Consider the following 24,083-nt stretch of genomic DNA (forward strand, 5'->3'; position numbering starts at 1 on the left):
ACTGCTATTTGACGCGGACTCGATTGCCTTCTTTCAGAGGCTCGCTCGTTTCAATAATGATGTTGTCCTTGGAGGTAAGGCCCTGGACGAGTGAATAGTCTCCGGAATCGGCCAGCACGTTGACGGTTGTCTTATAGACGATGTATTCATTGCCGAAGGCTCCAAGCGTCTCTTTGACCAGGTAAAGGAAAGTGCCCTCCATGTCTTGATTCAGCCACTTGGTCTGAACCAGAAAACCTGATTGTTCCGATGTCTTTTCAATGGAGACCTTGGCTTTCAAGCCCGATTCCAGTTTAATGTCCTGCGCTGCCGCTGGGACCCGAATCGTGACAGCAACAGCCGCTTCTGCTGGGCTTGTCCCCGGTGAAGGAGTCCCTGAGTCTCCAATGTCCAGTGAGTGAATGACACCGCTAATGCTGCTGTTCTTCTCTCCGCCTAGCTGCACATCAACGGACTCTCCTTCTTCCAGCCAGCCGGCTTTGTGCTCAGGAATTGTAAAGGAAAACTCATAGCCCTCATCTTCTTTCATCAGTACGACAACCGTCGCACCGGGGGACGGCATATCCTCGGTGGAAGCCTTCACCTCAGCAACAATCCCCTCAGTAGATGCCCGTTCATATCTCTGCTCGTTTAAATCCTGTCTCATATCCGCAAGCTTCTGGCTTTGAAGCTGTTGGTCGATGCGGTCGAGCTCCATAGCCCGTTTCGCTTCGCGTAACTGCAGCTCATCCCCGCTGATATTGGCTTGTATAAATTGTTCCTCCAGTTGGCCGGCTTGAAGTTTGCTCTTTTGCAATTGGGTTTCTGCATCTCTGATCTGGCGCTCCAGCGTCTCGGTGTTATATTCTGCGATAATGTCTCCTTTTTGGACGCGGGCTCCTTCTTTCACCGCAAGGCGTGCAAGCTTCAAGCCGTTTTTGTTTTTCACTTCGATCGGGTCCGCGATACGAAGCTTCCCTTCCCCCTCAATGGATATCTTCAGCCGCTCTGTGCTAGGTGCGGCAGTTACGACAGCGGGGAGTCTGAAGCTCAGAAGGGTATTGCTGAATAATGTCAGCAAAATGAGGGCGATGACAAACAAGATAAGCAAAATCCGCCGCATGCGCCCCTCAATCGCTTTGCTATCCAATGACGTTCCCTCCTCGGCAAGGTTATGATTTAATGATGATCAGCTCTATGTGCAATAAGTCGTCCGTTTCCTGCCGGTTAAGTCCGTCAGCCCTTTATGCCGGACAATTGCACGCCTCTGATAAAGTAGGGCTCCGCATTTAGAAAGATAAGAATCATCGGCGCCATATAGATCATGGAAGCAGCAAAGGCGATGCCGATAAAGTCGCCCCGCAAGCGGGACAAGTATACGGAGAGCGGTTGTTTGACCGCGTCATGCAAAAAAATAAGCGGCTGCTCGACCATGTTCCAGTAATCGACGAATAAGAGCAGCAGCAAGGCAGCCACGCCAGGCTTGATCATGGGCAGAAGGATGGATATGAAAATGCGGAGATGTCCGGCTCCGTCTATTTTCCCTGCTTCGATATAGGCGTACGGAATGTTCATCAGGAATTGTCTCATCAGAAAAACCCCGAACGCGGCAAAGATGCCCGGCCCAATAATCGAGGCGGGGGAATTAATCCACCCCAACCAGTCGGCCACGATATAGTTGGGAACCATCGTCACCTGGAACGGCATCAGCATAGTCAGCAGATACACGTAGAACAATGCGTCTCGTCCCCGGAAGCGCAGCTTGGTGAAGGCGTATGCCGCCAGGCTGGCCACGATGGCTTGTCCGATAATCATGGGCACAACCAGCAGTACTGAATTCCAGAACATACGCAAAAAGTGCGGGCTGCCCAGCAGAATGGTTTTGTATTGCTCCAGAGAGACCATGTCCGGAATCCATTTCAAATTGACGAAAGCATGGGCATCCAATACGCCAAGTGCAGCGTTATTTTGTTGAATCTCCTGCTCGGTCATGATGGAATTGATAGCTGTCAAGATGACCGGCATCAGGAAGAGGAGGGCGAACAGAGCAAGAATGACCGTGTTCGCTACGGTTTTGAGCTGAAGCCTCTTTCCTTCTGTCTGAGCGGCATCACTGGATTGCACTTGAATGGCATTCAATGTTTCTCACCTCCTTTGCATGTCTGCTGATTTCTTATTCCATGAAGCTGCGGAACCATTTCTCTCCCCGGAACAACACAGCGACGATGAGCCAGATGGCAGCGACCATCAATATTGCTGCAGAGGTCAGCTTCTGGATATCCAACGAGAAAAACATATTGTTCATATAGTGCTGCAGCATATAGATGCTGTCATGCGGATAATCGCCCGAGAGCAGGTAGACCTCGCGGAAAACTTTGAAAGATTGCATAATCGACATAATAACCACAAAAAACATGGTGGGAACGAGATAGACCAGTGTAATCGAAAACTGGCGCATTTTGGACGCGCCCTCCAAACTGGCAACTTCATAGTAGTCTGCAGGAATTTGCTGCAAGCCGGCGAGGAATAAGATCACATTGTAACCAGTGTTTTTCCAAATATAGAGAAACAGCACAACTCCTCTGGCCCAGCCTGAATTGAGCCAATCCACGCGATCTACACCGAAAAAGGCAAGCAGTTGATTAAGTCCTCCGTTCCAGTCGAACAGGATTTGCCAGACGAGAACCACAGAGGCGACCGGCACGACAAGCGGCAAAACATAGGACATCCGAAGTCCGCTTCGAAAGTATACATGCCGATTCAGCGCCATAGCGATTAGCAGCGAGCAGATGATCATGACAGGAACGCTGACTGCTGTGAACCAGAGCGTATTCCATGTCGCTTTGCGGAACGATCCGCTGCTCAGCAAATCGGCATAATTGGCCAGTCCTACAAAGTGACCGCCCTGTGATCCGTCTTGGACAGAGTAGACGGCTCCGATCGCAAAAGGGATGAGATAGAAGAGCGAAAAGCCAAGTAGACTAGGCGCCAAAAAACCTAATGCGACAGCCCCATCGCGGCGCAGCATATGTTGCAATCTCATATCGCATCCTCCATAATGATTGATAAATTCCAGCGCGCAGAATAATCTTACTTCTCCTTTGTGTCATCCATGTGACAACTTGCGGAGCGCATAATTGACAGGGGAAGCAGATGAGTACGATCTAAGAACAGGTAACAGGAAAGGTGGAGGGTGAGGATAAACCACACAATACTTGTTGTTGATGATGAACGGCTGCTGCGTGAAATGATTGCCGATTATTTGGAGTGCGAAGGCTACGTTATCGTTCATGCTGCGACAGGAGAGGACGCAGTTCAAATGATAGAAAGCAAGCCGATAGATTTGGTTATCCTTGATGTGATGATGCCGGGAAAAAACGGATTTGAAGTCTGCGAGGAAATTCGGACCTTATCCGATGTTGTGATTGTCATGCTGACAGCCAAGGCGGAGGAAGAGGACGAACTGACTGGTTACAGCTACGGCGCTGATGATTACGTGACGAAACCGTTCAGTCTGAAGGTTCTGTCGGCCAAAATCCGCGTGCTGCTCAACCGCCGGAGACATGAAATGGAGGACGGGCAGAGCGTCAGCGACGAATTGGTTATGGACGAAATTGCGCGTGAAGTGTATAAGAATGGAAGAGCGTTCCCGTTAACTTCAAAAGAATTTGAGCTGTTTCGCTGCTTGGCCGTCCATCCTAATCAGGTGCTTACTCGCGACACGATTTTAGATCGGGTATGGGGGATGGACTACTTCGGGGACGCGCGAACGGTAGACACGCATATTAAGCGGCTGCGCCGCAAGTTAGGCGAAGATGCGGGCCGTATCGTCACCGTGAGAGGAAACGGGTATAAATATCGATGAAAACACATCGTTCGAGTCTGGCGAAAAAAGTATATTGGATTACGGCCGGCGGTTTTCTGGCATTCACAGCGTTGTTCATGGTCTTGCAATTGTTTTTTTTCGAGGACTATTCGCTGAAGATGAGGGCGGCGAAGCTGGAGCGGGACTTTGCAAGCATGTATAAGGAGATTATGGAGATGAAGTCTCCCAATGATATGCTGAAGCGCATGGCCAAGTTTGACGGGGATCACTATTCATGGACGGTCATCGAAACCCAGGTTGACAGGGCATCCGTAGTGCTGAGCAATTGGCCTGATGGAACCGCTCCTCCTAATATGAATTGTTTTACTCCTCAACTGAGTGAATTGAAGGAGCAGCAATCTCGGGACGGTACGGCTGTCATGTTTCTGAAGGTGGAGGGCGATGAAGGCCACGACAATTGTTGGGCAGCATTGGCGCCACTTTCCGAGGCAGGAGGTGTGCAGCAGTACATGTATACCTTCTCTTCGCCGCAGCCTGTGACCGATGCAGCTTCTTTGCTGGGAACGTTCTACATCTATTTTTTCCTTGCTGCGGTTATCCCGCTGCTCGGTTTTGCATTGCTGTTCACACGCGTCATTTCTCGTCCGCTCGTGCAGTTGAACGAGATGGCGAAGAGGCTTGTGCGTCTGGATTTCTCCGCACGCACCAAGATCAAGCGCAATGATGAAATTGGAGAACTGGCGACCACCTTTGATTATTTAGCCACCAAGCTGAACGGCACAATGGGCGAGCTGCAAGCGGCTAACGAACAGCTGCAGCAAGATATTGATAAGGAAAAGGGGCTGGAGCTGCTGCGAAAGCGGTTCGTCGCCAACGTGTCCCATGAGCTGAAGACGCCTGTCAGTCTGATTCATGGTTATGCGGAGATGCTTCGTGACAATGTAGGCCAAGAAGCGAAACGGAACAAATACGCCTCGGTTATTATGAATGAGGCGGAGCGGCTTACCCGCCTTGTGAAGGATTTATTGGATTTGTCCCAGCTCGAGAGCGGTCACTTCAATTTCCGGTGGAGTAAAGTACCGCTCCGCTCCTCATTGGAATATGTGCTGCAATCGGTAGAACCGCTTGCTTCAGACCGGATGCTGAAATTGGAGTGGTTGGCGGAGAATGAGGTCATGGTGCGTTCCGATCCGCACCGCCTGGAGCAAATCATGACCAACTTACTGACCAATGCGATCCGCCACACGCCGGAGGGAGGGAGTATTGAGCTTCGGGTGCGCAGCGGGGCTGAATCCAATTGCGTTCTGATTGAAGTGTTGAATGAAGGAGCTCCAATTGAAAAAGAGCATATACGCCATGTGTGGGATGCTTTTTATCGCGCAGATGCCTCTGGCAGCCGTGTGGATGACGGCAACGGCATTGGCCTGTCCATTGTCAAGCATTTACTCGATCGGCATGGGAGCCGCTACTTGATTTCCAATATAGACGGCGGCGTTATGCTGGCTTTTACGTTGCCTATCGCGTCGCCAAGCGAATAAAAGCTATGCTGATTAGGGTTCATTAGATAATTATCTAATGAGCTTTTTTTATTTTTAATACTTATTAAAGCTCTTCGTTCCCGATGTGTACATCATGCGGTTTATTCCCTTAATAGGGAGTAGATATCCCGCAGCAGGTAGATAAAAAAAACGAAATTATTGATAATAGTTATCATTGATAATAATTATCAATAACACTTCGGTTAAGCATAGCTGTAATCCGGATGAGACAGACGAGCAGAGGAGTGATTATAAAAGAAAAGAGTATATCCAATCAGGAGAATTAAGGCGAGTTAATCGCAGCAGCGGTAAAGGAGGAGATAAGAATGCCTAATCATGCGTTAAAAACAGACGAAAGATTGGAGCATCAGGCAGATCCGCGCCGTTGGTATGCGCTGGGGGTCATTCTTCTTCCCATATTGCTTAATTCATTGAACACCTACATGATTCAAGTTGCGTTGCCATCGATACAGTATAGTCTGAATGCCAGTTTTTCTGATGCTCAACTTATTGTAACTAGCTTTTCACTCAGTTTGGCTGTCGCGCTTGTTTTCAGTGGGAAACTTGGTGATATCTATGGAAGAAAACGGATACTCTTGATTGGCGTGAGTGGATTTACTCTTATGGCTATACTGGCAGGCTTGACTACGAGTCCCACTTTTCTAATTGCGATTCGGATCGTGCAAGGGTTTGCCGCTGCGCTTATACAGCCGCAGGTGCTGTCCATGATGCAGATTAATTTTTTGCCACAGGAAAAGGGGATCGTCTTCAGTATTTATGGCTCATTGCTAGGATTCGGATTTGCTTTCGGACTTACACTGGGGGGTCTTCTCGTTAATTGGAACGTATTGGACCTGGGATGGAGAACGGTATTCTTTTTTAACGTTCCCTTCGGCATTCTTGTCCTTCTGTGCTTGCCGCTGCTTTCGGAATCGCGAGGCAATCGGGCACAGAAGATCGATTGGCTAGGAACAATCCTTCTTATGAGTGGGCTGTTCCTGCTTGTGTATCCATTGTCGGAAGGACAAAAACACGGATGGCCGCCTTGGATTTGGGGGTGTCTGGTTCTTTCGTTGCTGTTCCTTTTGGGATTCATGGCAATTGAATTGCACCTAAAAAAGCGTAATAGCACACAGCTTATCGATTTGACGATTTTCAAACAACGTGTATTTCGAATGGGGATTTTTTCCGCGATCTTGATTTATCTTAGCATGTTCTCTTTCTTTTTTATTTTGACGTACTATTTGCAGTTCGGCTTGCACTTTGATGCTCAAGCGACGAGTTACGCTTTTCTGCCTCTTGGCATTGGTTTCTTCCTAATGTCTCTGGTCTCATCGCGAGTTGTTGGAAAATGGGGAATGGTTGTACTGAAAATGGGCGCATTGGTAGTGGCAAGCTGCTGCTTTTTATTTATTTTCTTGTTGCAAATCGATGCGGTTCATCTCCTGCACATTCCCTACATTGCACTTTTTCTTGCATATGGAATGGGGCTCGGATTGGTCACAACACCTCTTACCCACGTTGTGCTTGGTGCGTTGCCGGTGAAGGATGCAGGAACAGGATCGGGATTGTTTAATACCGTAATGTACTTGGCCAATTCGCTTGGCGTAACGTTGATCAGTATTTTGTTTTCTGCTGCGCTGCGGCAGTCTTTGGATAGCGCTATCCTGTCCGATTATGTAAGAGCATTTGCCGTCTCATTATTAGCATGCGGGGGACTGGCTCTGGCTGCTTTTGTTTGCCTTAGCTTTCTAGGTCGTGTCTGAAAACCCGTTCAGTGGCACCTTTCACCGCCTTTTCGCCCCCTGCTTCGTTCCGTTTGCTTGACGTACCCCCGGTACGCCTTCACAAACGCGCCTTGCATGGAACGAAAATTCGGCAAAATTTGCTGCCCTCTGAGTTCTCAGACACGCCCTAGGTAAACGACAAAACATTTAAAAATATAGTGGTCCGAAAATAGGAGGAAGATTTTATGTGGTTTAAGAAAAATGGCTTTGCTTTTATGAACGTAATCCTATGTTTATTGGTGTTATCTGCTTGCTCTCAAAAAACAGTTGAACCAAAAGCCACGAATCAGAATCGTCCTGAGGCAACTCAGAGCAACGTTATGAAGGATAGTCATTACCCGCTGACCCTATCGATTTATGATGACGAAGGGAATGAAATGCAGCAGACCATTGAAAAAGAACCGCAACGCATCGTTGTGATCGGCCAAGGTTTTGCGGAGTGGATGCTAGCCTTTGGAGAAGAAAAACGAATAGTGGGAGTCGCTTATCTGGACAAATCATTCTCTGAATATGAAGAACAAATCAAACAGCTTCCAATCATTACGGATATGTGGCCTTCAAAGGAATCCATTCTGGAGCTGGAGCCGGATTTGATTATTTCAATGTCTTCCGCCTTCCAGAAGGAACGTATTGGAAATATTTCTTTTTGGAATGAACGAGGGATTCCGGTGTTAAGCGGTATTAACTATACCATCGGGCGTACGATCGACAGTTTTTTCGATGATATTACGAACCTCGGGAACCTACTCGATATTGAAGAAAAGACGAGTGCTTTTGTGAATACACAGAAGGATCAGATCCGTGAAATTCAGAAAAAGGCAGCACAGGTGAAGGATAAGCCTAAAGTGTTGCTGCTTGGTACCAGCGGAGAAACCACTTATTACTATGGTCCAACTCTTTGTCTCATAGATGAAATGATTGAAGGTGCAGGTGGTGAGTATATCAAGGTATCAGAGGAAACGTATGTAGAGATGTCCGAGGAATCTATTCTTTCCATTAATCCCGATAAAATTATTATTACCGGGTTCCAGAAATCAGACAGTGAAGCATTGATTAACAAATATCTGCTCAATCCAAAGTTGAAAAATGCGACAGCGATTAAGACTGGAAACGTGAAGGTCGTCGAATATACAACTGCTGTTCGGGGAAGTCTTGGACTTTCTGAGCTGTATTGGGATGTTGCTAATTATGTTCAACCTGAATGGTTTACAGGCGAATAATATGCAAAAACGTTCCCTATTCTCTGCATTGGTGTTTGCGTTGGTTGTTGCGGTAGGAGCATCCGTTGTCATATCGGTATCCATCGGACAAGTATCCATCCCGTTCAGACAATCGTTTTGGATTTTGGTCGAGCAAATTACAGGAATGCAAACCGAACGTAGTACCGCTGACGCAAACGGAATGTTTCTGGATGTCATTTGGCAGATTCGTTTTCCAAGAGTATTGCTGGCGATGATCGTCGGTGCGGGATTGGCGCTTTGTGGAACCGTTATGCAGGCATCTGTTCAAAACCCTCTTGCTGATCCCTTTATACTCGGCATATCTTCCGGCGCTGCATTGGGAGCGACGTTCGCCATTTTGATAGGTTTTGGCGTCGGGGGGATGATTGGAGAACTTGGCGTTGCTTCTTGGGCATTTATCGGTGCATTAGTGGCGTCAGCACTTGTTCTGGGTCTTGCAAGTATGGGTGGAAAAGCAGCTTCTGTTAAATTGATTTTAGCAGGGACGGTCATTAATGCCCTGTGCGGCGCTTTGTCTAACTTCATTATTTATTTTGCCAAAAATGCTGAAGGCATTCGCTCCATTTCCTTCTGGACAATGGGAAGTCTGGCAGCTGCGGAGTGGAAGACACTCCCGATTGTTGCGGCAATCGTTCTTGCGTCCGTGATCTTCTTTCTATTTCAACATCGGACTATGAATACGATGCTAATGGGAGAGGAAACAGCGGTTACGCTAGGGATTAACTTAAATCATTATAGACGAATGTATATGATCATCTCAGCCATTGTTACCGGTGTTCTTGTTTCCACTTGCGGAATTATCGGTTTTGTGGGACTGATTGTTCCTCATATGGTGCGTAGTGTTGTGGGCTCGAACCATAAGCGGCTTGTACCTGTTTCGATTCTCTTTGGCTCCTTATTCATGATATGGACAGATGTATTCGCTCGAATTATCATTCCCAATGGAGAGCTGCCAATTGGAATCGTAACCTCACTTTTGGGCGCACCGGTGTTTATGTATATGTTGATTAAAAAAAGCTACGGATTCGGAGGGAAATAAATTGAATCTGACAGCAGATCACATCTCAGTCACCTTTTCGGGTACGGATATTGTGAAAGACATTAGTATTAAAGTGAAGCAGGGACAGTTTGTCGGAATCATTGGTCCCAATGGATGCGGAAAGTCTACTTTGTTGAAAAGTATGTATAAAGTCATTAAGCCTCAAAAGGGGTTTGTCTTCTTGGGGGACAAGGATGTTTTGAAATCGTCGGCGCGTATGATCTCCAAGGATATGGGCGTGGTGGGTCAATTCAATGAATTAAGCTTTGATTTTACCGTTCATGAGATGGTAATGATGGGACGAACGCCGCATAAGCACCTGATGGAATCAGACAATGAGCAGGATTATCAGATTGTCGCAGATGCATTGGCAAGGGTTCATTTGACGGAGTATGCCGACAGGAGCTACTTGACGTTATCGGGCGGTGAAAAACAGCGAGTGATACTGGCTAGAGCAATCGCGCAGCAGCCCAGATTTTTAATTCTGGACGAGCCGACCAACCATTTGGATATTAAATATCAGCTTCAAATCCTTACTGTAGTGAAATCGCTAAACATTGGCGTTCTTGCAGCTCTGCATGATCTTTCTATGGCATCCGTGTATTGCGATATTCTCTATGTGGTCAAGCAAGGGAAAGTCCTGGCCTCTGGAAAACCTAAGGACATTTTAACGAATGAGCTTATTCGACAGGTTTATGAAATTGATTGCGAGGTTTACTCCAATCCCGTTACGGGGGATTTGGCCATTGCTTATCTGCAATCGCCCGAGGCAATGATCAAGTAAAACGGAACGTGTTAGAGGAACGACTTGACATGGGAGCATTACATGGCAAGTCGTTTTTCTCTGTTATGCCTTAAATTCGGTTATATCGACTCATGCGATTGATATAATCGCTTGGATTACAACCATAATGTTTGCGGAAGTTCGTTGTAAAATTGCTGGCGTTGCTGTAGCCAACCGAAGCAGCAGTTTCACCGATATTCAAATGCGCCACTTCCAGGTACCAAATCGCTTTCTCCATTCTTTTTTTACGCACGAGTTCAAAAATGGTCATGCCAAACAATTCGCGAAAGCCCTTTTTGAGCTTAAATTCATTCATTCCAATTTGCTTGGACAACTCTCGTATAGATAAAGGCTGTTCGAAGTGGATTTGAACTAACTCATGAGCATGTTGCAGCTTGGAAATATCACTGTGACGAAGCAGCATGTTTCCGCCAACAGAACCGTACCCGTCCGATTCACCGAACAAGGCGATAAATTCAAGCGCCTTGCTTTCCATGTATAACCTTTTCATCGCTCCAAGATGCGCACAATGAAGCATGTCAGAGACACATTTAAAGATAGCTGGAGTGTTCGGATAAGGATCAATATTTCCACGGTGATGTTTAAGCCATGTTTCCATTTTTCGTTCTTCCGTTATATCCTCAGCGTAGCGCAGTAATTCTTCAGGCGAGAATCTTACTTCCAGAAGGTGATTGCGAATGCCGGCCTTTTTCGCTTCACAAACTTGAACATCCTCAAGAAAGAGAACATTGCCTGTATGCGTAATGGTCTGACTTGTTTTACCGCTCCACTCGCAATTGATCTCGCCGCTTACACAATAACTTAATTCAAATAACTGACAGGATTCTTGGATATGGAGGATCATATCTTGCTCGAATGTAATATCCGTTATCATAATCTCCATCCCTGGACGAATCTGGGTTCTTGTTATCATTCCTTTGCCTATATGCGAAGGAATAGCAAGATGCTGATCCCACTTATTTTGTTGAACGTTCCCATCTATCATGGTTGTAAATTGATCAAATAGATCGTGGATCTTAGTCACGTTTAAGTTCATGGTGCAATCCCTCCAAGAGCCGTACTTGATTAGCTTGTCTCATATTCTAGCATATAAAAATGGCATCTATTGATAACTATTCTCAATTAAGGTATGATGACAAATAATAAGGACTGAAGTCAGTTAATGGTGGTGGGCGGCCTGTATGCCGGATGTGGTCGCTGCAGCAGGAAACAAGCGATTGGGGAATTGCTTCCAAGTAATTGAATTAGACGGAAAGGCCGGTCCAAGCGCGGACCGGCCTTTCCGTTGATGGGACAGAGAAGCCCCGACACGATGTTAATGCTATACGGCTTGCTTGATGCGAAAAGAAATCAAAAAGCTGATGACAGCAAAGAGCAGCTGCAGCGACAAGGCGAGGATAATACCGGTCAGCAGTCCCCAATTCAGCGTATGGCTGATGGCAATGAAAGCACCGCCGATTCCGATGCTCAAGCCGGGACTGAAGGCATCTGTGAATTGAAGGCTGGCCGATACCTCCCCTTCTTTGCCCGCCTTCGCATGCTGCAAGGCAATTGCCCCTGTAGTCGGGTGTGCGAGGCCGATGCCGAATCCAGTGAAGATTTGGGACAGCACCGCAAATACAATTCCGCCTCCGGGCAGACTGACTGACAGGATGACTGCAACAACCCCGATGATCATAAAGCCGATTCCGGCCATCACACGTCTTTGACGTCCTTGGCCTTGATCCTTGGCATCGAGCTTCGACTGGAGCCAGGCTGCCGCTGACCAGCTTAATGCGCCAGCAGCGACGATGAGTCCTGCCAGGTCGGCAGGCAGCTTCTTCACATCCGTTAACGCGAGTACGACGTAGCTCTCGGTAGCGTTATAACAGGCGACAAATAATCCTCTGGACAATATCGTGGCAGGAAGACCTTTTCTTGCGTGAAATGTTCCTTCAGGCAGCAGTGTCCGCAGGGGGATAATCATGATCAGAATACCGGCTAAGGTCAGCGCAATTCCTTTCCATTCCGTAATCATGCCAAGTCCGCTAAGCAGCATTCCGGTTCCGATTGCAAGCAGAATAGCGAGACCTTCTTTACGGCTGAATTTGCTTGCGCTGCCTTTTTCTTTTGTCGAGAATTTGCGGAAAGCGGGAAGCGTGAGAATGACAGCGAGTCCAATGAAAGGCAGCACCAGCCAAAACACCACTCTCCAGGAGAAATACTCTGTGAGCAATCCGGCAATATAAGGCCCTATAAGCGCGGGCAAAATATAGGCAGCGGAAAACATAGCCAAAATTTTAGTTCTCAGATGATCCGGATACCTTAATGTGATGATGTAATAGACGCAAGTAACAATTGCGCCTGCGCCGAATCCCTGCAGCACTCTCCCTGCAATAAGCATGAACATACTCATAGATACAGCTGCAATAATAAGGCCGACTAAGAAGATGAGAATCGATATGACAAATGAGGCAAACACGCCGTTGCTGCTGATTCGCTGTCCGATCATCATCGTTCCCACGATTTGCGCCAGCAGAAAGGCGCTGAATATCCAGCCGTACAAGTGAAGGCCCTCCAGCTTCTGGGCTATGCTAGGCGCAATCGTCGTAATAGCCAAACCCTCAAAAGCGACGGTCATGACAGCAAGTATAATGCCAATGGTTAAAGCTCGGTACGGGGCATCAAAAATCCCGTTTTCTTTTTTTGCGGCAGTCATTTTGTTTCCTCCTTCTTACTTGCTATGACATTAATTGTTCTAGCAAGTATGTGGGCTGTGTAATAAGCCCTTAGATAATGAACAAGTGAATAACTTGTTTTGATGATAATGGTCGAAGCAACTATTTGATCTGTCCCTCTAATGGTTGCGTATCCGCTCGGCATGCTTACCTCCTCCCTTTAAGCCCGATTCATAGGTCTTTCACATTGTTGTACATGACGGAGAGAACCCTTCGGAACGTCTCAACTTCTTCCTCCGTCAAGCCTTCAATTGTTTTTTGGTATGCCTCAATGGAAGGTGCGAGGATGGCTTCTTTCACTTCCTTGCCTTTGGCGGTCAGGTAGACACGCAGGGACCTGCGATCCGTTTCATGCGTCACCCGATAAATAAAGCTTTTCTTCTCCAGCTTGAACAGCATGCGAGCCACATTGGTCTGATCCTTATGGAGCCGCTCCGCAAGCTCCTTCTGGGTAATGCCTTCCTTCTCCCACAGAACGACAAGGATCTCCCATTGATCCACGGTAATATCGAATGGATTGACGACTTTCTGATAATAGTTATTCAGCTTCAGGGCCGCACGCTGCACATTGACGCCGATATACTTTTCTAATTCCAAGGGGAAGCTCCTTTATAATAGACATGATTATAGTTGTTGCGACTATTATATTTATGATTATGATGGCTGTCAACAGGCTCAAAGTGTTCGTCATGTCTCCAAGCCTGCTGCCGACCATTAAAGATTTAACGGTATCCCGTTACATTCGCCGGTTTACCGGCGTCCTGCACTTCTGTAATGTAGCGCCAGGCATCAGGCTGCGAGCCGTCCAGATCATGAATACCGTATAGCTTGGCAAGCTCGCCGCTGGATGTCGATAGCCCATTCCAGCGAGATACATCCGGGTCGCCCGCTAAGGCGGCGATGCCGCGGCCGATATAGCGAGGCGTTTCCGAGATGGCGAAGTGCGGCTCCCGTTCAAGCGCAGCCTGCCAACTGTCTTCGGTAACGCCATAGACCTCAAGCATAATTTCGGAGCGCAGCCAGCCGGGTGTAACGGCAAGCGCTGTACATTGATGCGGAGCGAGCTCATGTGCCAAAGACTTAGCCAGCCGCAGAATCGATGTCTTGGCTAGATCATAATAGAGGGACAGCCGGTAATTGGCATCGTTATAGGATTGAGTACCGTCTGTCACCTCGACGACCAACCCGCCCGGCTTGCGGATCAAGAGGGGCAGCGCGTAACGGCTCGTAATAATATGGGTGTCGATCGACAGCCGCAGCATGCGCATGCCGCCTTCCAACGAATGCTCCCAGACAGGAACATTCCATTCCACCATATATTCGCCGCCCCAGATATCATTGACCAAGATGTCCAGCTGACCTTGCTCGCGTTCAATCCGAGCGACTAATGCTTCTACCTGAAGCGGGTCAAGATGATCGACCCGTACAGCGATGCCGGTGCCGCCAGCCTGTTCGATCAGCTCCGCCGTTTCTTCAATAGTCTCATGCCGATTGTATTCCGAGCGCTCCGCCCGTGTGGTTCGGCCCGTAACGTAGACTGTTGCACCAGCGGCACCCAGTTCAATGGCAATACCTCTGCCCGCGCCGCGTGTTCCTCCGGCCACGAGAGCTACTTTTCCAGATAAAGGTTTCATATTCTTCAGCTCCTTTCTTCGTATACTGCCTCATTATAAAGCCGGTAATACGACAGCTTATGTCATATATGCATAATTATTTTGCATAATCAGCGCTTATGGGGATGCTTGGTGGGATGGTACAATGATGCAATCAAGCAGGCAGTACCTAGGGTAAATAGGGAGGAGAAGAATCATGAGTGCGATTAAGCATATGGTTGTGTTTTCGCTGCATTCGGGCAAGGACAATGAAGAGGCAGAGCTGTTTTTGCGAACGAGCAAGGAAGAACTGGCTGCGATCCCTGGTGTAGAGCAGTTTGAAGTTTTTCGCCAGGTGAGTCCGAAAGCTGATTTCGATTACGGCTTCTCTATGGTATTTGCAGATGGACAAGCCTATGAGCGCTATAATAATCATCCGGTCCATGTTCAATATGTGCAGGAGCGATGGTTGAAGCAGGTTAACCGCTTCCAGGAGATCGACCTCGTGCTTCACCAGAAATAACGAATGCAGCCCTCCACCTAGACTGGTGAAGGGCTGATTTATTTTAATGCCAGCACGCGCGGCATTCGTCATCTCTTGGCGATGTTCGGACGGGACGGCTTGCCAGGGATGTGCTGGCCTATGATTCGAATGATGACTTCCGGGATAATCAGCAGAAGCGCGATAGAGCCGTATACGCCAATGATGTAGCTTTCCGGGTACAAGAACCCGAATCCTTGATGGAACAGTACGGCAATAAGATGAATCAGCATGTTGGTAAAACAGAAGGCATAACTGCGAATCATCCAGTTCCGATGCTTGATCATTTGTTTTTTCTTAATTTGTACGAGCGCAGTAATCGTAATAATCGGCCATATGATATTGAGCAGATTGAAGCCCATGCTGCTTATTTTCCCTCCCGTGGCGTAAGGAGCCATATAACCGGAAGTAATTACAACGATCAGGACGGATACGATGTACAGGTAGCCGTTCATGCGGTGAAGCTTGCGGTAAAGCAGCAGAAAGCGCGCAGAAAAGTTGATGAGACCCGAAGCCATGGCGATACATGCAAAGGCGACATGAAAGTACATCACGTTCAGCCAGACGGGAAGATTCAGCTCGCGCTTAAGCTCGGTTTTATAGCTGAGAAAGCTGCCCGCCTCAGGGTCGATCCAATAATTTTTGGCCAGCGCATAAAGGATAAATACGATGCTGACGGCAGCCAATAGGCCGTATAGCGATAGTCGTTTTTTCATATTCGATTCATAACCCCCCTAGCAAATCCAATCATGGTCGAGACTAAGAAATTCGCTCTCCTGTTAGTTTGGAAGCGGGCAGAATGCCAGCCTTGGCGACCCCGGTCATCTGGTTGCCGGCCGTCTCGACTTCGAACCTGAGATTTAAGCGCATAGGCTTCGTAATGCGAAGCGACCACGCCAGCTTGTTGCCGTGCAGCACAGGGTCGATAAATTCCACTGTCTCATCGCCTTGGATTGCCTTTCCCCGGATGAAGTCGTTGCTAGAGGCAATAGATAGTCTGACCTGAAGCTTGCCTACCGGAGTGGCAATCGTCGTATCCCATTCTCCGTCGAACGAAGAGGCTTGCGAGGGCTCTTGATCGATCACTTCTTTCTGTACCGCCATATCAGACTCTTGAATGCTCGCGTTCTCCTCGCTTGGGGCTTGCTTTGCTGGCGACATTCCGGTATTCCTCCATGCCGTTCCCCGGCGTTCATATTCGAACAGCTGCTCAACCGCATGCGCGATGCGCGGCCCAAGCTCCCGCTCTACTGTATACAGCGCAACATCGAGCCCGGAAGTCACGCCGCCGCCAGTAATCAGATTGCCGTCATCCACGACACGGGCCTGAACAGGAACGGCGCCTGTCGCACCCAGCACCTCCATGCCCATATGGTGGGTTACTGCCATTCTGCCCTCCAGCAAGCCGCCCATCGCTAGGAGGAGCGAGCCGCCGCAAACGGTAACGACGATGGTGTCCGGCTGCCGGAGCGCCTGCTCGACTTTACTTGTCAGGCCTGTCTGCATAGCCCGATTCAAGATGGCTGGGATCGTATCGGGACCGTCCCCTTCTACCTGGCCCGAGGCGCCAGGAACAAGAATGATATCCGCTTGCTCCGGGTTCAAGACCCCGGTCGCTTCTATCCGCAGCCCATTGGTGCCGCTGGCTACCATTCTTGCTCCCTCGGCCGTAACCAGCTCTACGCGAATCGCATTATCGGCATACATAGCAGCCGCGTAAAATACCTCATAAGGAGCCAGAGCATCCAGCAAATCGAATCCATCGAATAAGACAATTTGAACATTTTTCATGCACAAAACCTCCTTTTGAACTTCACTTCCGTTATTGCTGCTAATAACTTACCAAATGATTCTCTCAATCCAAGCGTCAAAAAGGTCACGAAATGATCAACAAAGCATCACAATATGCGGTGAGTGGATTGCGCGGTTCGTAAAGATGTTAAACTAAGTGAAGAAGGTGGGATATGCATGGCTGAGGCGCAGACGATTCTCGTCGTAGATGATGACCGGAGTATCGTAGAATTGCTTAGAGATTTTTTGGAAAATGAAGAATTCCATGTGTTGACCGCTTGCGATGCTGATCAAGCCTGGGGCTTGTTTCAGCAGCATGCGGTTGATTGCATCGTTCTTGATATTATGATGCCGGGCGAAAACGGATTCGAGCTATGCCGCCGGCTCAGAAAGGACAGCGATGTGCCGATTCTGTTCCTGAGCGCCCGCAGCGACGACGTGGACAAGATTCGGGGGCTTACGCTGGGCGGGGACGATTATATCGTCAAGACTGCTTCGCCCGGCGAAATTGTCGCCAGGGTGAAAGCGGTGCTGCGGCGAACGGCATCCCGGCCATCAGCGGCCGAGAGCATCCTGGAGTATGGGCGGCTCCGCATGAATTTGACGGCAAGAGAAGTGATCATAGAGGGGGAGAAAGCGGTGCTTACCCCCAAGGAGTACGAATTGCTTCGATTGTTCGCCGAGCATCCCCGTCAAGTTTTTTCGTATGAACAGTTGCTCGACAAGTTTTGGGACGGGGTAGGCGACAAGCATACGATCCGGGTGCATCTCAGCCGGCTGCGCGAGAAGATTGAGGCTGATCCGAATCAGCCTCAGCTGCTGGTCAACGTATGGGGAATAGGGTACCGCTTTGAAGGAGGGTAATATGAAGACACTTCGCATTCGCTCATTCCTGGTGCTGTGCTTTTTCCTCCTGCTCTTATTGCCTTGGATCTTATATGTAACAGCTTATTTCCTGGAAAATCAGTCGCTCAGCTTCATGAATAGCCGCCAGCAGGATGAAGCGCTGCAAAGACAGCTGGGCGAAGTAGTGGCCTTCATCGAAGCAGGCTCAGCCAAGTGGACGGATGCCGACTGGCAAAGCCGGCTTACTAATCAGTTGAAGGATACGAGAATGGATGTGACCCTTCAAGCAGCAACTGGCAGCGACATCTACCGCTCGAACCCGGAGCGCCGAGGCTCGCTGGCTTCGACAGAACGGTACACGATCATGGAGGACGGGCTGCCCATTGGCAAAGCTATTATCTATCTCCCAAGAACGAACCAGATACCGGCGATGTCAGCCGTGGCGGGCTTGCTGCTCGCATTTTTCATCATCGGCATAGAGATGAGAAGATTTCTCTTAAGGCCGCTGGAGAAGATGAGCGCTGCCGCCAGACAAATTGCGGACGGGAATTGGGATGTTCGGCTGCCGCGGACGAGAATGACGGAAATCGCCGAGGTCCGCGACGGCTTTGACGTGATGGTGAAGGGCATGCAGGCTGCTTACCGGAAGCAAGCGGAGCTGGAGGAAGAAAGACGATTTGTCATAGCCGCGGTTGCGCATGATTTGCGAACGCCCTTGTTCGCCTTGCGGGGATATCTTGAAGGATTGGAGCAGGGAATTGCCAAGTCGCCGGAGAAAGCAGCGCATTATTTGGCGGTCTGCAAGGATAAGTCGGCGCAGCTGGACCGGCTGGTGGAGGATCTGTTTACCTTTACGAAGATGGAGTATGCGGAGACGTCGCTGAAGCGGGAATCTGCTGATCTGGCGTCTGTCATTCAGAAGTCGTTGGATAGCGTAAGTCCGGCGGCCCGGCATAAGGATATTTCCTTCACCAGTGAATTGCCGGAGGGATGTATCGTAAGCGGAGATGCGCACTTGCTGGAGCGTGCGATCAGTAATCTGCTGGACAATGCCGTCAGACACACGCTCTCCGGGGGCCATATTGCTGTTCATTGCGGCCAAGAGGAGCATCGCGTGATCTTCGCTATTCGCGATACAGGTCCAGGATTCTCAGAGGATGAGTTGCAGCGCGCTTTCGAGCCTCTCTACCGGGGAGAAACGTCCAGAAGTCGTTCCACAGGGGGCAGCGGACTAGGATTAACGATCGCTCAGCGTATTGTCAGGAGGCATGGAGGCGAGCTTGCGGTCAGTAACCACACAGACGGCGGAGCACAGTTGACAGGCTGGCTTCCAGCATATGCTACGAGTTTATAAGAAGTTTAATTCAGCATCCCGTTACGCCTTGATCTGGCGTGACGGTTTTTTTATCTGGATGGGAGAAGCTCTCATAGCTACAAGGAGCTATATCAAATTAAGAACAAGTGAGTGAAAATAAGAGGTAGAAAGTAAGCCGTATAGGCAAAATACAGCGCAGGAGGAAGCGATGAAACTTCATAGGTCAGGGTGGCTGTTCGGACTGCTGGCAGCGGCGGTCTGTCTGGCAGGTTGCACAAGCGCCAAGCCAGAAGGAGCGTCCCGTGAGATGGCTGTTCCGGCCATCTACAAACAAAATTGCTTGTCTTGCCACGGCGATCAGCTGCAAGGCAGAGTTGGTCCTAATCTGCAGAAAGTAGGGAGCCGGCTGAGCCAGGATGAGCTGATTCAAGTCATTCATGATGGGAAGGGCGGCATGCCGGCTTACGGCAAGCGGCTCACCGAGGAGGAGATTGCCTCTATCGCATTATGGCTGTCCGGGCAGCGGTAGAAGGGAGGAATGAGCTTGGGATTAAGCAAGACGGGTGCATGGCTGTTTTTCGCTTGGCTGGTGTCTGCGTTTGCCACCAGCGGGAGCCTGTTTTTGAGTGAGGTGTGGCATTTTGTGCCTTGCGAGCTGTGTTGGTATCAGCGCATCTTTATGTATCCGCTTTTTTTGGTTTTGGGTATTGCTTCGTATAGGCAGAAGACAGTAATTTTGCCTTATGCAATGCCGCTTGTTGGAGTAGGGGGAGCCATCTCGATCTATCATATAATCATTCAGAAGCTTCCCGAAGAGTCGGATGTTGCCGCCTGTGGAGTAACGTCTTGCCAAGACGATTATTTGAACTGGTTCGGCTGGCTCACCATTCCAATGCTGGCTTTGGCCGCTTTTTTGCTTATTGCTGTCTCCTTGCTGCAAGCAAGTCGTTCGGAGAAGCAGCAGACAAACCTGGCGCGGGAAGATAGATGAGGTTCATGAGGTATCCCCGACAAGCAGCAGCCGGCTATGATGCCCGCTGCTGCTTGTCGATCAGAGTTTTAATATCGGTCATTATTGCAGCATTGTCCATATCCTCGCCCATTCTGTAGATATTGCGCACCCTTTGTTTGCCGTCGATCAGCAGCAATGAAGTGATGGAATGGGCGAACAAGCCGTCATCAAGACGCACGATCGAAAGATTGTACTCTGCTGCAAGCTTCTTCACTTCTTCTTCCTCGCCTCGCAGCAGAGTCCAGCCGCTCTGGTCGATGCCCATTCGATCGGCATATTGCTGCAGCACTTCAGGCGTATCATTGTCGGGATCAAAGGAAATGGATACAAACTCGACCTCTTGTCCGAACCAGCCTTGTTGCTTCAGCTCAGATTGAAGCAGCACCATATTAGCGGTTGTAGCAGGGCAAATATCCGGACAGCGGGTGAAAATAAAAGACATGATTCGTATTTTGCCGTCATAACGAGCTTCCGTGACGGAGTCCCCTTCCAGATCAACCAAGGAAAAAGGGGGAGAAGCCATCTTGACTGGAAGCGACTTGGATCGCATGAAGGGATCGCATAGCAAATAAGCGATAGTGGCCGCGGCTAGAAGCAAGGCTAGAATCAAATACAAGCGCCCTGAAGATTTGCGAACTTCGGTCACGTCTTGATCATCTCCTCTGATTTGATGGTTGGCGGTTCCTATTTTACCGAAAACGCTGTGGCCGTTCTATGACCACTTAGGGCTACATTTCCTAAACGTTTAGGTGAAATATCGGGTTTATTCATCAATTCGCCATATCCCAAGCTTACGAGCCATACGCCAAGGAAAGGTGTCAACTGCGGTATGAAGGAGCAGGGAGAATGGAGGTCTGACGAAGTACAAAGGGATGGCATGCTGCCTTGCTTAATAGTTACCCGGAGGGTGCGCGGCAACGCACACGACCTGTCATGACAGCTCTATCTTCTAATTCGAAGTCCAGATAAAATTTCATCCTAAGATGAATAGATATAGATAAGGTGGATTCGCATGAATAAAATCAAAAAGTGGTGGATCATTTCGTTACTGATCATTATGTTGTTTCTATTTCTTGTGCCTGTGCCTTATCAGCCGCCGGGTGATACCCGAATGATCGTAGATCATACCCTGAAGGTATACATAGCTCCCCCATGCTTTAATGATGCGGAACTGACCAATTATTTGTCAGAGACGTCATGGCACAAAATCAAAACAAGCGAATACGAGCCTGAGTCTGGTTGTACAGCTGACCGGATGAAGCCGGTCCCCCGTACGACATGGAGCGTAATAAGGGAATGGACCGGGATCATTCCTTCGCCTTGGTCTTGGTAATTTCAACTACTATTTACCCAATACGACTGTCTATAATGAAAAAACGCTGAATGTACCAGGTACATTCAGCGTTTTTTACTTGCATCACTTATTTATAAACGGATGATTAGAACAAGTCCCGGGTGCGGGCCGCCAGTACGGCTTGTGTACGTGAGGAAACTCCAAGCTTATGGTAGAGACGCGACAGATAGACGCGTACGGTTCCCTCAGAGAGCGCGAGCTCTGAGGCAATCTGCTTGTTCGATGCGCCCTGACAGATAAGCCCCAGCAAGCCGACCTCGCTTTCGGTTAATGATTCCAGATCGGTCGTTTCTTGCGGTTCAGTCGAATCAGGTGATGACTGTTCAGTCCGGAACGTCTCCAGAAGGGAGCGGGCATAGGCAACGGCTGACTCTGTATTCTGCTCATAAGGGTAAGGCATGAAGCGGACAAAGTCTCTCAGAAGCTCGGCCGCCGCTTGTCCCTCGTCCAGGAAGCTTCGAACGTAACCCATACCCTGGCCGATGGCAAGCGCTTCTCCCAGTCGGTCCATAGCGGCCTTGCGCTGTCCGCGCTGACGCTCTGCTATCGCAGCGAGCAAGGTGACTTCCACGATGCTTGCGACAATGCCTTCACGCTCCGCTTGCGGCTTTAGTCTGGCTAATAGCTGCAGCGCCTGCGATGATTTTTGCTGCCGGATGAGCAGCCTTGCCAGGGACAGATAGTCGAACTCTCTGCTCAGAGTAGGCATGGACTTATCCGGAAGCTGGAGCATGGCGGCTTCTTGTTTGGCCAAGCCGATTTCATTATGGAGCAGATGCAGTCGGATGCGGTATGCGCGCAGCGCCATTAACCACCGCATGTCGGAATAAGCGATGGCGATTTCCATCGCTTCCGCAATCCAGTCATAAGCCAGTTGCCCGTGTCCCTCCGCCATATACAGCCGAGCTTGAAGGATGCGGTAAGGGATGAACAATCCCGGTGTGTCTCGCATGTCTTTGAACGCGCCGATCTGAATGAGGAGCTCCCGGCAATCCTCAAGCCGGTTCCATTCATAATACCCTTCGCATAGCGAGAGCTTGACGTATAAATTAAACAGGGAGTTCTTCCAGCCTTGCGATTCCAGCACCTGGCTGAATTTGAGCCCGATGAGCTCCACCTCTTTGGACAGCACACCCTTTAGTCCGATAGGCGTCCGATTCAGCTGTGTCTCTGATATGTTGAAGTTGTAGCTGTAAAAGACGATGTTATCGCTCAGAACTCCATCCTGCAGACGATGGGCGAACTGATGCCATTCCTCGTAATTTCCGCCGAAGAACAGAATATTGGAGCGGACGAAAAAGATGCCGCTTAGGATAGATTTCAAACGCTGCTGATCCTCAATGGCCGCCGCCTGCTCTTCCAGATTGAGCAGCAGCTGGCTTGCCCGCTCGGTATGTCCCGTTACGGTAAGAATGAAGATATACAGAATGGACCACTCTGGCGAAGAAACGGCTTCGGCAGGCGTGCTTTCGAACCAGCGAAGCACCTTCCAAAACTCCCCTTGCTTCAAGAGGCCCTCCACATGAGTCTCCAACAGCTGCTCCATCATGCGATATTCCTGAGCGGCAATGGCGTGATCAATGGCATCGTCGATCATGCCGCGTTCCGCATGGGCTGCGCTGGCCCGGCGATGAGCCTCCAGCCATTCCGAGAGAGCATTGCGCATGAATATCATATTCAGAAATTCCTTGAACAAGGGATGATAGCGAAACCAGTCTCCCTGATAGTCGATCGGCAGCAGAAACAGATGGTTTGTCTCCAGCCAGGACAGCATGGCACCGCAATCCGGCTGCTGCGTAACAGCGCTCGCCAAAGAGGCATCTATTCGCTGCAGGACGGACGATCGAAGAAGAAATTGCTGAATATCCGCAGGCAGGGAGCTGAATACCTCCGCGAACAAATAATCGGATACGCGGCGTTCACTGCCTTGGAATTGCTCGATATACCGGTCGCGCTCCGCCGTCTGGGCGAGCGATACAGCAGCAAGCTGCATACCGGTGACCCAGCCTTCGGTCCGTTGATGAAGGCTCTGGATATGCTCTTTGGACAGGGGAAGGTTATGCGTTTTGATATAGAAAGCTTCAGCTTCTCCCTCATCAAATTGCATCATTTTAAGAGAGAGAACGGTAAGCTCTCCTTGGGCCAGCCATCTGCTGGTAGAGAAGGGCAGTTCGGTCCGGCTAGCCACAAAGAGATGCACATGCGCAGGCAAGTACGCAATGGCATAGGACAGGCTATCATGAATATGCTGATCAATGATGACATGGTAATCGTCCAATATAAGCGCAAGAGGGTGATTCAGATCATGCAGCTCATTCATTAAGGCATCGATAAAGGTGTATAGGGAGACATTCGGAAGCATGCGGACAAGCGACTCGATCCGGCTGGCTGTTGCTTCCGATATGGAGCCGGATAGTGCTGAGGCAGCATACCTCCAGAAGCGTACGGCATCATTATCCCGTACATCAAGAGAGACCCACGCCGTACGAGATTCCGAGCTGCGGACCCATTGCCCGAGCAAAGTAGATTTGCCAAAGCCTGCGGGGGCGCAAATGACTGTGAGCTTCCCCTCCAAGCTTCGGTCCAGTTGCAGCAGCAAGCGGCTGCGTTCAATCAACCCCTCCCTTAGCCGGGGAGCGGTTATTTTTGTTTTCAGCAGGTTGATATGGCTGTCGTCATTCTTTAGCTTCATGTTTCCTC

General features: G+C 49.3%; 23 protein-coding genes. 12 read left to right on the forward strand and 11 right to left on the reverse strand.

The features are described from left to right. Window positions 1-4 precede the first annotated feature (4 nt). The 3 genes from AC0YNW_RS21015 to AC0YNW_RS21025 form a co-directional block, all read right to left on the reverse strand. Window positions 5-1,129, reverse strand: a complete 1,125-nt coding sequence (locus tag AC0YNW_RS21015; RefSeq protein ID WP_475833622.1) for an efflux RND transporter periplasmic adaptor subunit — start codon at window positions 1,127-1,129, stop codon at window positions 5-7. Between the two features lie 86 nt (window positions 1,130-1,215). Further along, window positions 1,216-2,004 carry a carbohydrate ABC transporter permease gene (locus tag AC0YNW_RS21020; RefSeq protein WP_475833743.1) on the reverse strand — a complete coding sequence of 263 codons (789 nt, stop codon included), beginning with the start codon at window positions 2,002-2,004 and terminating at the stop codon, window positions 1,216-1,218. 148 nt (window positions 2,005-2,152) lie between these two features. Further along, complete coding sequence (locus AC0YNW_RS21025) at window positions 2,153-3,022, reverse strand: carbohydrate ABC transporter permease (protein WP_387476831.1); 870 nt, start codon at window positions 3,020-3,022, stop codon at window positions 2,153-2,155. A 150-nt stretch (window positions 3,023-3,172) separates the two neighbouring features. Between AC0YNW_RS21025 and AC0YNW_RS21030 the strand changes: the two genes are divergently transcribed. The 6 genes from AC0YNW_RS21030 to AC0YNW_RS21055 all read left to right on the forward strand — a co-directional run bounded on the left by AC0YNW_RS21030 (window position 3,173) and on the right by AC0YNW_RS21055 (window position 10,194). Continuing rightward, window positions 3,173-3,844 (forward strand): response regulator transcription factor, encoded by a 672-nt coding sequence (locus AC0YNW_RS21030; protein WP_475833623.1) that lies wholly within the window; start codon window positions 3,173-3,175, stop codon window positions 3,842-3,844. Then, complete coding sequence (locus AC0YNW_RS21035; protein WP_475833624.1) at window positions 3,841-5,343, forward strand: sensor histidine kinase; 1,503 nt, start codon at window positions 3,841-3,843, stop codon at window positions 5,341-5,343. The genes AC0YNW_RS21030 and AC0YNW_RS21035 overlap by 4 nt, the downstream gene beginning before the upstream one ends. Before the next feature lie 326 nt (window positions 5,344-5,669). After that, entirely contained in the window at window positions 5,670-7,109 is a 1,440-nt protein-coding gene (locus AC0YNW_RS21040) for an MFS transporter (RefSeq protein WP_475833625.1), read from the forward strand. 206 nt (window positions 7,110-7,315) lie between these two features. Continuing rightward, window positions 7,316-8,350, forward strand: a complete 1,035-nt coding sequence (locus AC0YNW_RS21045) for an ABC transporter substrate-binding protein (RefSeq protein ID WP_475833626.1) — start codon at window positions 7,316-7,318, stop codon at window positions 8,348-8,350. Then, window positions 8,319-9,410, forward strand: a complete 1,092-nt coding sequence (locus tag AC0YNW_RS21050) for a FecCD family ABC transporter permease (protein WP_475833627.1) — start codon at window positions 8,319-8,321, stop codon at window positions 9,408-9,410. Before AC0YNW_RS21045 ends, AC0YNW_RS21050 begins: the two co-directional genes overlap by 32 nt. A gap of 1 nt (window position 9,411) precedes the next feature. Beyond that, the gene (locus AC0YNW_RS21055; protein WP_475833628.1) at window positions 9,412-10,194 is read left to right on the forward strand and encodes an ABC transporter ATP-binding protein; all 783 of its coding nucleotides are present in this window, start codon (window positions 9,412-9,414) and stop codon (window positions 10,192-10,194) included. Window positions 10,195-10,264: 70 nt separating this feature from the next. Here AC0YNW_RS21055 and AC0YNW_RS21060 read toward each other — a convergent pair whose 3' ends face one another. The 4 genes from AC0YNW_RS21060 to AC0YNW_RS21075 form a co-directional block, all read right to left on the reverse strand. Continuing rightward, window positions 10,265-11,251, reverse strand: coding sequence for a helix-turn-helix transcriptional regulator (locus AC0YNW_RS21060; protein ID WP_475833629.1), 987 nt, complete (start codon window positions 11,249-11,251; stop codon window positions 10,265-10,267). A 285-nt stretch (window positions 11,252-11,536) separates the two neighbouring features. Continuing rightward, complete coding sequence (locus AC0YNW_RS21065; RefSeq protein ID WP_475833630.1) at window positions 11,537-12,913, reverse strand: MFS transporter; 1,377 nt, start codon at window positions 12,911-12,913, stop codon at window positions 11,537-11,539. Between the two features lie 190 nt (window positions 12,914-13,103). Then, entirely contained in the window at window positions 13,104-13,529 is a 426-nt protein-coding gene (locus tag AC0YNW_RS21070; protein WP_475833631.1) for a MarR family winged helix-turn-helix transcriptional regulator, read from the reverse strand. 125 nt (window positions 13,530-13,654) lie between these two features. Then, window positions 13,655-14,566: an SDR family oxidoreductase gene (locus AC0YNW_RS21075; RefSeq protein ID WP_475833632.1), complete on the reverse strand. Its 912-nt coding sequence runs from the start codon at window positions 14,564-14,566 to the stop codon at window positions 13,655-13,657. A 175-nt stretch (window positions 14,567-14,741) separates the two neighbouring features. Between AC0YNW_RS21075 and AC0YNW_RS21080 the strand changes: the two genes are divergently transcribed. Further along, the gene (locus tag AC0YNW_RS21080; RefSeq protein WP_475833633.1) at window positions 14,742-15,047 is read left to right on the forward strand and encodes a Dabb family protein; all 306 of its coding nucleotides are present in this window, start codon (window positions 14,742-14,744) and stop codon (window positions 15,045-15,047) included. A gap of 68 nt (window positions 15,048-15,115) precedes the next feature. Here the strand turns inward: AC0YNW_RS21080 and AC0YNW_RS21085 are convergent, their stop codons facing one another. Both AC0YNW_RS21085 and AC0YNW_RS21090 read right to left on the reverse strand, forming a co-directional pair. After that, complete coding sequence (locus tag AC0YNW_RS21085; protein ID WP_475833634.1) at window positions 15,116-15,781, reverse strand: DUF2306 domain-containing protein; 666 nt, start codon at window positions 15,779-15,781, stop codon at window positions 15,116-15,118. Between the two features lie 43 nt (window positions 15,782-15,824). Then, window positions 15,825-16,856, reverse strand: a complete 1,032-nt coding sequence (locus AC0YNW_RS21090) for a DJ-1/PfpI family protein (RefSeq protein WP_475833635.1) — start codon at window positions 16,854-16,856, stop codon at window positions 15,825-15,827. 177 nt (window positions 16,857-17,033) lie between these two features. Here AC0YNW_RS21090 and AC0YNW_RS21095 point away from each other — a divergent pair, with 177 nt between their 5' ends. The 4 genes from AC0YNW_RS21095 (at window position 17,034) to AC0YNW_RS21110 (ending at window position 20,008) form a co-directional block, all read left to right on the forward strand. Further along, window positions 17,034-17,720, forward strand: a complete 687-nt coding sequence (locus tag AC0YNW_RS21095) for a response regulator transcription factor (RefSeq protein ID WP_475833636.1) — start codon at window positions 17,034-17,036, stop codon at window positions 17,718-17,720. A gap of 1 nt (window position 17,721) precedes the next feature. Further along, window positions 17,722-19,056, forward strand: coding sequence for a sensor histidine kinase (locus tag AC0YNW_RS21100; protein ID WP_475833637.1), 1,335 nt, complete (start codon window positions 17,722-17,724; stop codon window positions 19,054-19,056). A gap of 169 nt (window positions 19,057-19,225) precedes the next feature. Beyond that, window positions 19,226-19,546 carry a c-type cytochrome gene (locus AC0YNW_RS21105; RefSeq protein WP_475833638.1) on the forward strand — a complete coding sequence of 107 codons (321 nt, stop codon included), beginning with the start codon at window positions 19,226-19,228 and terminating at the stop codon, window positions 19,544-19,546. Window positions 19,547-19,555: 9 nt separating this feature from the next. Continuing rightward, complete coding sequence (locus tag AC0YNW_RS21110) at window positions 19,556-20,008, forward strand: disulfide oxidoreductase (protein ID WP_475833639.1); 453 nt, start codon at window positions 19,556-19,558, stop codon at window positions 20,006-20,008. A 34-nt stretch (window positions 20,009-20,042) separates the two neighbouring features. Here AC0YNW_RS21110 and AC0YNW_RS21115 read toward each other — a convergent pair whose 3' ends face one another. After that, window positions 20,043-20,675, reverse strand: coding sequence for an SCO family protein (locus tag AC0YNW_RS21115; protein ID WP_475833640.1), 633 nt, complete (start codon window positions 20,673-20,675; stop codon window positions 20,043-20,045). Between the two features lie 366 nt (window positions 20,676-21,041). On the opposite strand from AC0YNW_RS21115, the gene AC0YNW_RS21120 reads away from it, so the two are divergent. After that, window positions 21,042-21,362 (forward strand): hypothetical protein, encoded by a 321-nt coding sequence (locus tag AC0YNW_RS21120; RefSeq protein ID WP_475833641.1) that lies wholly within the window; start codon window positions 21,042-21,044, stop codon window positions 21,360-21,362. A 106-nt stretch (window positions 21,363-21,468) separates the two neighbouring features. On the opposite strand, the gene AC0YNW_RS21125 is transcribed toward AC0YNW_RS21120, so the two are convergent. After that, the gene (locus AC0YNW_RS21125) at window positions 21,469-24,075 is read right to left on the reverse strand and encodes a winged helix-turn-helix domain-containing protein (RefSeq protein WP_475833642.1); all 2,607 of its coding nucleotides are present in this window, start codon (window positions 24,073-24,075) and stop codon (window positions 21,469-21,471) included. Window positions 24,076-24,083 lie beyond the last annotated feature (8 nt).

The sequence above is a fragment of the Paenibacillus sp. J31R120 genome, from assembly GCF_056269225.1.

Excerpts from the sequence above, each read along its gene's own strand:
- AC0YNW_RS21095 (WP_475833636.1), top strand. The coding sequence starts at position 17,034 with ATGGCTGAGGCGCAGACGATTCTCGTCGTAGATGATGACCGGAGTATC.
- AC0YNW_RS21085 (WP_475833634.1), bottom strand. The coding sequence starts at position 15,781 with ATGAAAAAACGACTATCGCTATACGGCCTATTGGCTGCCGTCAGCATC.
- AC0YNW_RS21090 (WP_475833635.1), bottom strand. The coding sequence starts at position 16,856 with ATGAAAAATGTTCAAATTGTCTTATTCGATGGATTCGATTTGCTGGAT.
- AC0YNW_RS21110 (WP_475833639.1), top strand. The coding sequence starts at position 19,556 with ATGAGCTTGGGATTAAGCAAGACGGGTGCATGGCTGTTTTTCGCTTGG.
- AC0YNW_RS21045 (WP_475833626.1), top strand. The coding sequence starts at position 7,316 with ATGTGGTTTAAGAAAAATGGCTTTGCTTTTATGAACGTAATCCTATGT.
- AC0YNW_RS21060 (WP_475833629.1), bottom strand. The coding sequence starts at position 11,251 with ATGAACTTAAACGTGACTAAGATCCACGATCTATTTGATCAATTTACA.
- AC0YNW_RS21020 (WP_475833743.1), bottom strand. The coding sequence starts at position 2,004 with ATGCCGGTCATCTTGACAGCTATCAATTCCATCATGACCGAGCAGGAG.
- AC0YNW_RS21065 (WP_475833630.1), bottom strand. The coding sequence starts at position 12,913 with ATGACTGCCGCAAAAAAAGAAAACGGGATTTTTGATGCCCCGTACCGA.
- AC0YNW_RS21075 (WP_475833632.1), bottom strand. The coding sequence starts at position 14,566 with ATGAAACCTTTATCTGGAAAAGTAGCTCTCGTGGCCGGAGGAACACGC.
- AC0YNW_RS21025 (WP_387476831.1), bottom strand. The coding sequence starts at position 3,022 with ATGAGATTGCAACATATGCTGCGCCGCGATGGGGCTGTCGCATTAGGT.
- AC0YNW_RS21105 (WP_475833638.1), top strand. The coding sequence starts at position 19,226 with ATGAAACTTCATAGGTCAGGGTGGCTGTTCGGACTGCTGGCAGCGGCG.
- AC0YNW_RS21050 (WP_475833627.1), top strand. The coding sequence starts at position 8,319 with ATGTTCAACCTGAATGGTTTACAGGCGAATAATATGCAAAAACGTTCC.
- AC0YNW_RS21120 (WP_475833641.1), top strand. The coding sequence starts at position 21,042 with ATGAATAAAATCAAAAAGTGGTGGATCATTTCGTTACTGATCATTATG.
- AC0YNW_RS21035 (WP_475833624.1), top strand. The coding sequence starts at position 3,841 with ATGAAAACACATCGTTCGAGTCTGGCGAAAAAAGTATATTGGATTACG.
- AC0YNW_RS21100 (WP_475833637.1), top strand. The coding sequence starts at position 17,722 with ATGAAGACACTTCGCATTCGCTCATTCCTGGTGCTGTGCTTTTTCCTC.
- AC0YNW_RS21125 (WP_475833642.1), bottom strand. The coding sequence starts at position 24,075 with ATGAAGCTAAAGAATGACGACAGCCATATCAACCTGCTGAAAACAAAA.
- AC0YNW_RS21080 (WP_475833633.1), top strand. The coding sequence starts at position 14,742 with ATGAGTGCGATTAAGCATATGGTTGTGTTTTCGCTGCATTCGGGCAAG.
- AC0YNW_RS21040 (WP_475833625.1), top strand. The coding sequence starts at position 5,670 with ATGCCTAATCATGCGTTAAAAACAGACGAAAGATTGGAGCATCAGGCA.